Origin of the sequence: Bacillus sp. B28 (assembly GCF_029536185.1) — a bacterium.
Lineage (GTDB): Bacteria > Bacillota > Bacilli > Bacillales > Bacillaceae > Bacillus > Bacillus halotolerans.
In genome coordinates this window covers 2,182,426-2,193,644 of the sequence record NZ_CP120511.1, presented here as the reverse complement: position 1 = coordinate 2,193,644, position 11,219 = coordinate 2,182,426, and the positions used below count along the sequence as shown (strand labels likewise).

Annotated in this window: 10 protein-coding genes and 1 other RNA gene; 7 read left to right on the top strand and 4 right to left on the bottom strand. The window is 41.6% G+C overall.

Annotated elements, in window-relative coordinates:
* The first annotated feature begins 10 nt into the window (after positions 1 to 10).
* Entirely contained in the window at positions 11 to 1,264 is a 1,254-nt protein-coding gene (gene odhB, locus P3L57_RS10530; protein WP_059352495.1) for a 2-oxoglutarate dehydrogenase complex dihydrolipoyllysine-residue succinyltransferase, read from the top strand.
* A 57-nt stretch (positions 1,265 to 1,321) separates the two neighbouring features.
* Here the strand turns inward: odhB and P3L57_RS10525 are convergent, their stop codons facing one another.
* A complete protein-coding gene (locus P3L57_RS10525) occupies positions 1,322 to 2,287 on the bottom strand; it encodes a bile acid:sodium symporter family transporter (RefSeq protein ID WP_059336570.1) in 966 nt (321 codons plus the stop codon).
* 240 nt (positions 2,288 to 2,527) lie between these two features.
* Between P3L57_RS10525 and P3L57_RS10520 the strand changes: the two genes are divergently transcribed.
* Positions 2,528 to 3,865, top strand: coding sequence for a sodium-dependent transporter (locus P3L57_RS10520; protein ID WP_044155549.1), 1,338 nt, complete (start codon positions 2,528 to 2,530; stop codon positions 3,863 to 3,865).
* A gap of 31 nt (positions 3,866 to 3,896) precedes the next feature.
* Here the strand turns inward: P3L57_RS10520 and P3L57_RS10515 are convergent, their stop codons facing one another.
* The 3 genes from P3L57_RS10515 to dhaS form a co-directional block, all read right to left on the bottom strand.
* Entirely contained in the window at positions 3,897 to 4,742 is an 846-nt protein-coding gene (locus P3L57_RS10515; protein WP_044155550.1) for a superoxide dismutase, read from the bottom strand.
* The gene (locus tag P3L57_RS10510; RefSeq protein ID WP_069487352.1) at positions 4,732 to 6,630 is read right to left on the bottom strand and encodes a terpene cyclase/mutase family protein; all 1,899 of its coding nucleotides are present in this window, start codon (positions 6,628 to 6,630) and stop codon (positions 4,732 to 4,734) included. The genes P3L57_RS10515 and P3L57_RS10510 overlap by 11 nt, the downstream gene beginning before the upstream one ends.
* A gap of 99 nt (positions 6,631 to 6,729) precedes the next feature.
* Entirely contained in the window at positions 6,730 to 8,217 is a 1,488-nt protein-coding gene (gene dhaS, locus P3L57_RS10505; RefSeq protein WP_024121723.1) for an aldehyde dehydrogenase DhaS, read from the bottom strand.
* Positions 8,218 to 8,445: 228 nt separating this feature from the next.
* Between dhaS and P3L57_RS10500 the strand changes: the two genes are divergently transcribed.
* From P3L57_RS10500 to ssrS, 5 genes are all read left to right on the top strand, one after another.
* A complete protein-coding gene (locus tag P3L57_RS10500; protein ID WP_024121722.1) occupies positions 8,446 to 8,649 on the top strand; it encodes a DUF6501 family protein in 204 nt (67 codons plus the stop codon).
* Between the two features lie 384 nt (positions 8,650 to 9,033).
* Positions 9,034 to 9,378 carry a PH domain-containing protein gene (locus tag P3L57_RS10495; RefSeq protein WP_024121720.1) on the top strand — a complete coding sequence of 115 codons (345 nt, stop codon included), beginning with the start codon at positions 9,034 to 9,036 and terminating at the stop codon, positions 9,376 to 9,378.
* A gap of 121 nt (positions 9,379 to 9,499) precedes the next feature.
* The gene (locus P3L57_RS10490) at positions 9,500 to 9,991 is read left to right on the top strand and encodes a TraR/DksA family transcriptional regulator (protein WP_069487353.1); all 492 of its coding nucleotides are present in this window, start codon (positions 9,500 to 9,502) and stop codon (positions 9,989 to 9,991) included.
* 150 nt (positions 9,992 to 10,141) lie between these two features.
* Positions 10,142 to 10,768 (top strand): FMN-dependent NADH-azoreductase AzoJ, encoded by a 627-nt coding sequence (gene azoJ, locus P3L57_RS10485; protein WP_024121718.1) that lies wholly within the window; start codon positions 10,142 to 10,144, stop codon positions 10,766 to 10,768.
* A gap of 230 nt (positions 10,769 to 10,998) precedes the next feature.
* A non-coding RNA gene (gene ssrS / locus P3L57_RS10480) (6S RNA) lies at positions 10,999 to 11,185 on the top strand.
* Positions 11,186 to 11,219 lie beyond the last annotated feature (34 nt).

Sequence of the window (11,219 nt, the reverse complement as noted above, 5' to 3'; positions counted from 1 at the left end):
AAATGAAAAAATGGCGGAAATTAAGGTACCTGAATTAGCAGAATCAATCTCAGAAGGAACAATAGCCCAATGGTTAAAGCAGCCCGGTGATTATGTAGAACAGGGTGAATATCTGCTTGAACTTGAAACGGATAAAGTAAATGTTGAATTGACAGCAGAAGAATCGGGTGTTCTTCAAGAGGTATTGAAAGATTCGGGTGATACCGTCCAAGTTGGAGAAATTATCGGTACCATTACAGAAGGCGCGGGTGAAAGTTCTGCCCCTGCTCCTTCAGAGAAGGCTGAAAGCAAAGAAAGTGAAAAAGAAGAAAAGCAAGCTGAACCAGCGGCGCAAGAAGTGAGCCAGGAAACGCAAACTGAAGCAAAATCAAGAACAATCGCATCTCCTTCTGCCCGTAAGCTGGCGAGAGAGAAAGGGATTGACCTGTCTCAGGTTCCGACTGGCGACCCGCTTGGAAGAGTGCGCAAACAGGATGTTGAGGCGTATGAAAAACCGGCGGCGAAACCAGCTCCTCAGCAAAAACAACAGCCGCAGGCTCAAAAAACTCAGCAAAGCTTTGAAAAGCCTGTTGAAGTGCAAAAAATGTCACGCCGCAGACAGACAATCGCAAAACGTCTAGTCGAAGTACAGCAAACATCTGCGATGCTGACTACATTTAATGAAGTTGACATGACGGCTGTTATGAATCTTAGAAAACGCCGCAAAGACCAATTCTTTGAGCAAAATGAAGTGAAGCTCGGCTTTATGTCTTTCTTTACAAAAGCTGTTGTAGCGGCTTTGAAAAAATATCCGCTCTTGAATGCAGAAATTCAAGGCGATGAGCTGATTGTTAAAAAATTCTATGATATCGGAATCGCTGTCGCAGCTGAGGAAGGACTTGTCGTTCCAGTTGTACGTGATGCAGACCGCCTGACATTTGCAGGCATTGAAAAAGAAATCGGCGAGCTTGCGAAAAAAGCGAGAAGCAATAAATTGACCCTTGGTGAGTTGCAAGGAGGCTCATTTACCATTACAAACGGAGGGACTTTCGGTTCACTCATGTCGACACCGATTTTAAACAGCCCTCAAGTTGGTATCCTGGGTATGCATAAGATTCAGCTGCGCCCTGTCGCAATTGATGAAGAGCGTTTCGAAAACCGTCCGATGATGTATATTGCATTATCTTATGATCACCGGATCGTAGATGGTAAAGAAGCAGTTGGATTCCTTGTCACAATTAAAAACTTACTAGAAGATCCTGAACAGCTTTTGTTAGAGGGATAAAATTAAAAAGGTACATCACGGATAAACGTGATGTACCTTTTTATATACAATAGAATGTTAAAGAGACAGTTCTGTGCTGTTTGAATCTTCTTTTGGATTCTTACCTTTTTTAGACCAATATGTAGCGAGCAGGGAGCCCGAAAGGTTGTGCCATACACTGAAAATCGCGCTCGGAACAGCAGATAGCGGTGAAAAATGTGCCGTGGCAAGTGCTGCGCCAAGCCCTGAGTTTTGCATGCCGACTTCAATTGCAATTGCTTTTTGAGACGAATAATCCATTTTTAACAGCTTTGCACAAAGAAATCCCAGTAAATATCCAAACCCGTTATGCAGGATGACTACTGAAAAAATAAGCAAACCTGATTGAAGCAGGTTTTCCCGGTTGCCGCTTACAACAGCTGACACAATGGCAACGATACCGATGACTGAAACAAGCGGCAGGGCATGAACGGCTTTTGCGACCTGTTTTTTGAAAAATATTTTGACGACTAGGCCTGCAATGATTGGAATCAATACAGCCTGCAAAATCGAAATAAATAACGAGCCAGGTGAGACAGGCAGCCATTCCTTGGCAAACAGCATAATCAAAACCGGCGTCAAAACAGGTGCCAACAAGGTGGAAATCGTAGTGACAGCAACAGACAGGGCCGTATTGCCTTTTGCTAAAAATGTCATGACATTAGAGGCAGTTCCACCGGGACAGCAGCCAACGAGAATAACGCCTACCGCGATTTCCGAGGGAAGATGCAGGCCATAGGCTAAGCTGAAAGCAACAAGCGGCATAATCGTATATTGGGCGATCACTCCGATAATGACATACAAAGGTTTTCTGATCAGCTCTTTAAAATCATCGGTTTGCAGTGTTAGCCCCATTCCAAACATAATAATGCCAAGAAAAATCGTAATATAAGAACTGATCCAAGAAAATAATGACGGGAAAGAAAATCCGAGCACGGCAAAAACAATGACCCAGATTCCGAAGGTTTGTCCCGCGAAATGACTTATCTTTCTGATGTTTTCCATAAAAACACTCCTCATACACTGATCAAGAACTCCAGCAGAAATCCTTACAGATTTTTTGGTATTCCCCTATTATAATTAATTTTCTGAATAATTCAATATTGATAGATTGACTGTATTCTGATATATCTATGGAAATAGATGATAAATATATTATGTAAACTAATCAAAATATTCTTGACTATATAGGTAGATATTCTTACAATGAACCTTTAAGCTGTTTTGGAAAATAGGAGTGATAGGGTGAAGGAAGCTAATCAATGGTCTTCGAAGCTGGGCTTTATTTTAGCTGCGGCTGGATCGGCTATCGGTCTCGGTGCAATATGGAAATTCCCATATGTAGCAGGCACCAGCGGAGGAGGCGCGTTTTTATTTATTTTTATTTTATTTACAATTTTAATCGGACTGCCATTATTGCTCGGTGAATTCATCATAGGCAGAAAAACACAGCAAGATGCCGTCCAATCCTATAAATCTCTTGCTCCAGGGTCTAAGTGGCATTGGATAGGCTATTTGGGCATGGCGACGTGCTTTATTCTGTTATCATTCTACAGCGTCGTCGGCGGATGGATTTTAAATTACATTTTTAAAGGCTTTACCGGCGGTTTATCGCATACGTCAGGATTTAATACGCTGTTTGCGAATACTATTTCAAATCCTTATTTGGCTGTAGGAGGCCAGCTGCTGTTTATGCTGGTCACAATTTTGGTTGTCGCAAAAGGTGTAAGCAGCGGAATTGAAAAAGCAAGCCAAATTTTAATGCCGGCGCTTTTTATATTATTTATCATTTTAATGGTGCGTTCAGTTACACTTCATGGAGCGATAGAAGGTATTAAGTTTTTCCTGACACCTGATATCTCTGCGATTGACGCCAATACGATATTATATGCGATGGGCCAGTCCTTCTTCTTATTAAGTGTCGGTGTATCTGTAATGGTAACGTATAGTGCTTATCTAGAGAAACAAGAAAATCTGGTTCAGTCTGCTGTATCTGTTACGGTTTTAAATGTCCTTGTCGCCATTATGGCGGGCATCGCGATCTTTCCAGCTGTTTTTTCATTCGGTCTCAAACCGGATCAAGGGCCTGTTCTGTTATTTAATGTGCTGCCGACTGTGTTTAATCAAATGCCGTTCGGAATTGTCTTTTTATTAGCATTTTTAATTCTATTTTTATTTGCGGCACTGACCTCTGCCTTTTCAATGCTTGAAATTTTGGTCGCTGTGCTTTCTAAAGGCGATGTTAGTAAAAGAAAACGATTTGCTTGGATCGGCGGGATTGCTATCTTTCTGGTCGGCGTACCGTCTGCGTTATCATACGGGGTTTTAAGTGATGTTACCATTTTTCACATGTCTATTTTTGACGCAGCTGATTTTCTGGTCAGCAATATTTTAATGCCGTTAGGAGCGTTATTGATTTCTATCTTTGTACCGTTAAAAATACCGAAAGAGGATTTGTTTAACGAGCTGAAAAGCGGCTCAAACCTCAAGCGAAAGTGGTTCGCGGTTTGGCTTCTGCTGATACGTTATCTTTCACCTGTTGCAATCATTATTGTATTTTTACATGTATTAGGTGTTTTTTAAAAAATGAAGCCCCCTGGAAAAGGGGGCTTTTTTAATAGAGTTTCCATACAACTTCTTTTGCCTGTTCAAAACGTTTTTCGGCTTCACGCCAATCGACTACATTCCACCAATGATCAACATAGCTCCCGCGGTCATTTTTATATTGCAAATAGTAAGCATGTTCCCATACATCAAGCGGCAAAAGAGGGATAACATCCCACTGGCTGAAGTGCTGGTGCTTCTCTGCGGCTAAAATCTCAAGCCGTCCGGAACGAGGGGACCAGACAAGAATGGCCCACCCGACACCCTCCACTTTTTTTGCAGCTTGGGTAAAATGCTCCTTAAAGGCCGAATAGCTTCCAAATGAAAGATCGATCATTTGAAACAATGCTCCAGTAGGACGTCTTTTTCCGTTTGGATGCATAGAAAACCAAAAAATACTGTGCAAATAATGGCCGGCTCCATGAAATGCCAGCTCTCTTTCCCAATGAGTGATCAAGTCATAGTTCTTTGAAGCTCTGGCATTCTTAAGCGCCAATTCTGCCTTATTCAGTCCGTCAACATAGCTTTGATGATGCTTTGTATGATGAAGCACCATAATATCACGTGAAATATAAGGTTCTAAAGCGGAGTACTTGTACGGAAGCTTTGGGAGAACATGTTTTCCTATAGGAACGAAGGCACGTCTTTCACCTGTTTCTTCTGATTGTGTAATATCACGATAGAGTGTGGCGGCCTGCTGATACCACTCTTCTTCTGTCGTCTGGTCATCCTCCAGCGCTTCAATCATCTTTTCGATTTGATCCTCAAATTGATCAAGCTGTCCTCGTTTTTGAATCTGATCTTTTAAGGCTTCACACCAATTGAACATCTCGTTTTGATAAGATTCACGTTTCATTTGCTGTCTCCTTTTCAATAGAATTCAAATACTTGCTGACAGCCAGCAAAGGGAACACATAAGGGTAACTATGGTAACGAATATAAAATTGCTTTGGCAGCCCGATACCCACTGGATAAGTCAAGCTTCTACCGTCATGAGAACTGTTGTCCATGAGGTAGTTCATTCCTTTCACAATTGCTGAATGACTGGGTTTTTCAAATTGTAATAAAGCATCTAAAGCCCATGCAGTTTGTATAATGGTTCCTTCTTTAAGCGGCACATAGGTTTTGACCTCCGCGCTTTTGCAGGATTCACCCCAGCTGCCGTCATCATTTTGTACGGTTTTGAGCCACCGGATTGCCTTTTGTATCGAAGGATGTGTTCGAACAACTCCGCAGGCGTGCATACCGGTCAAGGCAGCCCATGTGCCATAAATGTAGCAAACACCCCATCGTCCGTACCAAGATCCATTATGTTCCTGGTTTTCAAAAAGCCAGTTCACAGCACGCTGAATGTGGTGATGTTTTACTGAAAAGCCGGCTTTTTCACCTAAAAAGTGCAGCACCCGCCCGGTAAGGTCGGCGGTTGAGGGATCAACAGCCGCATCCTCGGCGGATTCAAGCGGGAGGTGGCGGATAAGAGGGTGGTTCACATTTTTTTCAAAGGCGGAAAACCCTCCATCATTGTTCTGCATCGATAAAAGCCAAGCCACACCTCGCTCCCAAGAAGAAGGAGAGAAGTTGCGGGGAATTGCTTTTAAGACGGCTGCGGTGTCGTCACAATCAGGGTTATTCGTGTTGATATTTGAAAATCCCCAGCCGCCTGGAGATACATTTGGATTTTTGACAGACCAATCTGCTATCTTGGTATGCTGCCGCTTTTGTAAAAACGAAGCGGATTTTGTCATTGTACCGTCTGTTTCGGCAACGCCGTTTTGCTGAAGCGCATAGGTGATTAATGCAGTATCCCAAACAGTGGATGTGGAATTTTCTAAGTAAGGAATGCCGCCGCATTCAGCCACCAATGCTTTGATGCCATTTATTGCCCTTCGGATGACCGGTGAATGGCGTGACACACCAAGTGACAGAAGGCTGTATACCATAAATATTGTGGCGCTTGCATAACTGTACAGTGTGCCGTCTTTTTCAATCCGGTCAAGCATATACGTTTTAGCTGTGTGTAAGCCCAGTTCCTGAAGAGCAAAGGGTGCACGAAAAATGCGCTTCCAATGAGTCAGAACAGAAGAGAGGTCTCTCTCCTCGAAAGCATCGGAACGGAGCCAAGTCAAAGGATTTTTTGTCATGTGCGGGTCGAGGTGGCGGAGAGATTGAATTTTGCGGTTTTTTAGTGTGAATCGCTGATTGAGTGTTACGGCCATCGGGGCAAAGTGTATACGGGCATATGTGCTGAACTGATAAAAATGAACCGGGAATGTTGGGGGAATTGCTAAAAGCGACAATGGCAAATATAAAGCGGGCCAAGGGTAAAGGCCATTTGCTGCAAGCATCCATTTTGTCATAAAATGAATATTTCTCAAGCCGCCATGTGAAGCAATGAATTGTTCAGCTTTTTTCATGTGCGGATCAGTTCGATGGTAGCATCCTGAAGCCAGCATTCCGACATATCCTTGGACGGTAGCTGTTATATTGCCGCCTGTTTCGTCAGGAAAATTGTTAAACGTTCCGTCTGGCTGCTGATTTTCGCGAATGCCGGCTGCGAGTGCCGAAATGAGTTCTTTTTCATTTTCACCTTCATCAAGTGAGGTGAGGAGCAGAATAAAAAAAGAATTCGTCATGATTGGCCCTTCAAAGCAAAATGTCCAAGAACCGTCATCATTTTGCCTATCTTTCAGCTCTGAGATGGTGTTTTGCTGATAACGCCTCACCTTCTCCTGAAGTGTGCTCATCCCGCTCAACTCCTTCAGAAGATATATATTCATCTGCTTTTGCCGCCATTACTGAAAGAAAAAAACTGCTGGCTGGCAGCAGTTTTTTTGAAAAACCTTTTAGTCCTCAAGATTAATCCAGACACTCTTGACTTCTGTGTAGTTATCTAGAGCATATGAGCCCATTTCTCTTCCGAGTCCGGATTGTTTATAACCGCCGAATGGGGAAGCTGCGTCAAACACATTATAGCAGTTTACCCAGACAGTGCCGGCTTGAAGACGATCTGCGATATAATGGGCTTGTTTTACATTCTCGGTCCATAGTCCGGCAGCAAGTCCGTATTCAGAATGGTTAGCTCGTTCAATGACTTCATCCACTGTTTCATATGGTATGGCCGTCAGGACTGGTCCGAAAATTTCTTCTTTAGCGATGGTCATATCGTCTTCCACATTCGCAAACACAGTCGGCGCGACAAAGTATCCTTCTTCATAAGGGCAGCTTCCGCCAGTGACAGCTTTAGCCCCTTCATCTTTCCCTTTTTGAATATAAGAAAGAACGCGTTCATGCTGCTCCTTGCTCACGAGCGGGCCGATTTGGGTATCTTTATGAAGTCCGGCTCCTTGGCGGAGTGATTCAGCATAAGACACCATCTCATTGACAACTTCATCATACTGGTCTTTATGAATAAAGACGCGTGAGCCCGCACAGCAGACTTGGCCTTGGTTAAACATGACACCGTTTAAAGCGCCTGGAATGGCTTTTTTCAAATTCGCATCCGGGAGCAGAATATTAGGTGATTTTCCGCCCAGTTCCAGGGTGACCCGCTTAATGCTTTTTGCCGCCGTGCCCATGATTTTCTTTCCGATTTCTGTTGATCCGGTAAAGGCAATTTTATCAACCGCTTCATGGTTGGTAAGTGCTTCTCCCGCATCCTCACCGAATCCCGGAATGATATTGATGACACCGTCAGGGAAACCGGCTTTATCAATTAACTCAGCCAAATAAAGAGCTGAAAGCGGGGTTTGCTCAGCAGGCTTAAGCACAATGGTACAGCCGGTTGCAAGAGCCGCACCCATTTTCCACATCGCCATAAGAAGCGGGAAATTCCATGGGATGATTTGCCCGACGACGCCGACAGGCTCATGGCGTGTGTAATTAAAATAAGAGCCGGAAACAGGGATTGTCTGCCCTGTTATTTTTGTACACCAGCCGGCGTAATAGCGCATATGCTCAATAGCCAGCGGAATATCTCCATTTGTTGTTTCGTTTATTGGTTTTCCGTTATCAAGGGTTTCAAGCTGAGCAAGCTCAGTTTTATGCTCTTCCATTAAATCTGCCAGCTTATACATCAGTCTGCTTCTCGATGCTGGAGACATTGTTCTCCACTCGCCTTGATCAAAGGCTTTGCGGGCAGCTTTAACGGCTTTGTCCACATCCTCTGCCTGGGCTTCATACAGCGTCATTAAGGTTTCGCCTGTCGCCGGGTTGGGCGTGTCAAAGGTTGCCCCTGAGGCACTCGGAACAAACTTTCCATCAATATAAAGCTTCTTTGTTCCCTGTAAAAATGTCTCCAGCCTTTTACTCACTTGCATCGTTAAAGAACTCATTCGTAACAAACCTCCAGTCATTTTTATGGTCTGTTCTGAGATTCTTGGTGATAGAATGGATATTGCTTCATTGAAGAGCAGGAATTAGCTGTGATCGTTACTGCGGAAGTAAGCGTATACAAACATTCTATACTAGAAAACAAGACAAAATCAATGAATAACCGATATTGCAATTTACAAAAGAAAAAAGCTACAATAGGCTTATAGACAAGTAAAGGAGATTTCACCATGATACATAAAAATTGGCTTGAAAAAGAAACCATTAAAAAAGTAAAGTGTGTTCAGACAAACGCAAAAAAATACATTGTAAATCGCGTATTAACTCCAGGGAAAGAATATGAAGTGAAGAATGAAACAGAGGAATTTCTGTTTGTCGTCGATAATACAAATAAAATCGGCGGTTATTATAAAGAATATTTTGAAGAGGTATAATCACCGATTGAATTCCTGATTTAAGAAGAAACAGAAGATGTACAATTGAAGATACGGATGGTTATGCAAAGAACCGCAGCTAAGCTGCGGTTCTTCTTTGATTCAAAAAGGGAAAATAAAACAGATACACAAAAGAAACGTTAAAAAACTCATTTTTCAAAAAATATTTACGGAAAATGAAACTTTTTTCTCTTTTGGTGCGTACTACATGATGACAACAATTCAAAAGACAAGAAACAAATCAAAAATTTGAAAAATGTAATCTGTTCGTAATGGTTTAAATGTCTTCTATGTCGTATTCTTATATAGGGATAAAGGACTTATTTTATTTAATGTAATCTCGTCATAAGAAAAATAGATAAATGCAGAAAGAGGGGTTCTTCATTGGGTATTTTTTCTGTTAGCAGATCAACTGACGCAAAGAAGCTTGAAGCTTTGCTCGTTGAAGGGGAAAGAATAGAATCGATTTATAAGCTCCGGGTTGACCAAATTTGCTTTACAAACAAACGTATCATTTTCTTTGATAATAAGGTGTTTTCTAAAAAGAAGGTACGTGTATTTCTTCCATATAAAACGATTGAAAGCTTTGCCATTCAAGAGGCGGGAATGTTTGATCCCGATACTGGACTTTTATTAATGACAAGAAGCAAAACCTTTGAATTAGAATTTGCGAAAGATACCGATTTAAGCGAAGTGCAAGCGGTGCTGACAAAGTATTTATGCAGCTGAATAAACTGACTGAGGCCAGCCGTCTCCAAAGAATGGTTTGGCTTTTTTTGTGCCATAAAAACGCTTTTTTGGTTTGTCAGTATTCAAAACGGGGAACAGAGAAAAAAAGGAGAGGATATACATGGCACTGACTAAAGAACAAACTCAGCATCTCTACCATAAATTGCTTGATATGCAAAAAGAATTGTCTGGCGAAAAAAAGAAAACACAATCAATGACTGAAGAAGTAGGAGAGCTGTCTAATGGGGTCGATAACCATATGGCTGACCACGGAACACTTGTAACAGACCGCATGACAGACCAAACGGTAAAAGAAATAGACCGGGAGCTTTTGGAGGAAGTTAATCACGCTTTACAAAAGATAAAAGACGGAACGTACGGCATTTGTGAAAAAACTGGTCAAGACATTCCATACGAAAGATTGGAAGCTGTTCCGTACGCAAGAATGACAGTGGAAGCCCAAGCTGATATAGAGGATGAATTGGAAACGGATGCTCCGTCATTCGAAAGGGAGTTTCATGAACAGGTCAAAGATCTATCTAATAAAGAAACAATTGATCAAAAAAGCTCTCAAACGTATGAGATTTTAGATCGTGAGCAGGATTCAAACTGAAAATGGCAAGCAAGTACACCGATATGAAGTGTACTTGCTTTTTTTTATGAAAAAATCTCATATTCGAAATAAAGTGATTGACTTTGCATAAAAAAGAAAGTAACATACTATTTGTAAGTTAATATAAAAAGTTTACCGGGAGGAATACAAATGTCTACAGTTTTATTTGTAAAATCAAGTGACCGTACAGCTGAAGAAGGTGTTTCAGTTAAACTATACGAAGCATTTCTAGCTGCATATAAAGAAAACAACCCTAATGATGAAGTGATTGAATTAGATCTTCATAAAGAAAACCTTCCTTACCTTGGAAGAGATATGATTAACGGAACATTTAAAGCAGGTCAAGGTATGGAAATGACTGAGGAAGAGAAAAAACAAGCTGCAACAGCTGACAAATATCTGAACCAATTTGTAAAAGCTGATAAAGTGGTATTCGCATTCCCGCTTTGGAACTTTACAGTGCCAGCAGTGCTTCATACTTATGTAGATTACCTGTCTCGCGCAGGCGTTACATTCAAATACACACAAGAAGGACCAGTTGGTTTAATGGGCGGCAAAAAAGTTGCACTTCTTAACGCGCGAGGCGGCGTTTATTCAGAAGGACCAATGGCTTCACTAGAAATGTCATTAAACTTCATGAAAACAGTTCTTGGTTTCTGGGGTGTTCAAGACTTACACACAGTTGTCATTGAGGGACATAACGCAGCGCCTGATAAAGCACAAGAAATTGTTGAAAAAGGTTTACAAGAAGCGAAAGAGCTTGCTGTTAAATTTTAATGAATGAAGACTCCTATCCGTGAGATAGGAGTTTTTTTGCGTGTACATATTATATAGAAGAAAGTGATGACTTCTTGCCGTTAAAAAGCGCCGTTTTTTATTGTAATATATTTTTTGTTTGTCGAATCATTAGATATATTAACGAAAAAACAGTTTTATGGACGGAAAAAAGTTTTTCTGAACAATTGATCTGCCCCTTGATAAAATATGTCCGATGGTGTACTATATAAAAGAAGCTACTTTGTACGTATTGTTAATTAAGTTTTAACCTTTAAGCTGTAATAGGGAGTTTTATATCGAAGCCGGAATGTCATGCCTCCATTGTAGAGGACGACAGGAACGTTTCTGCAAACACCCACTTTGAGGAGTGGTGGTTTAAAACTTTCTTACTTGCATACGGCAAGATGTAGCGAAAGCCATTTCCTTTATGGAAATGGCTTTTTATTTTATC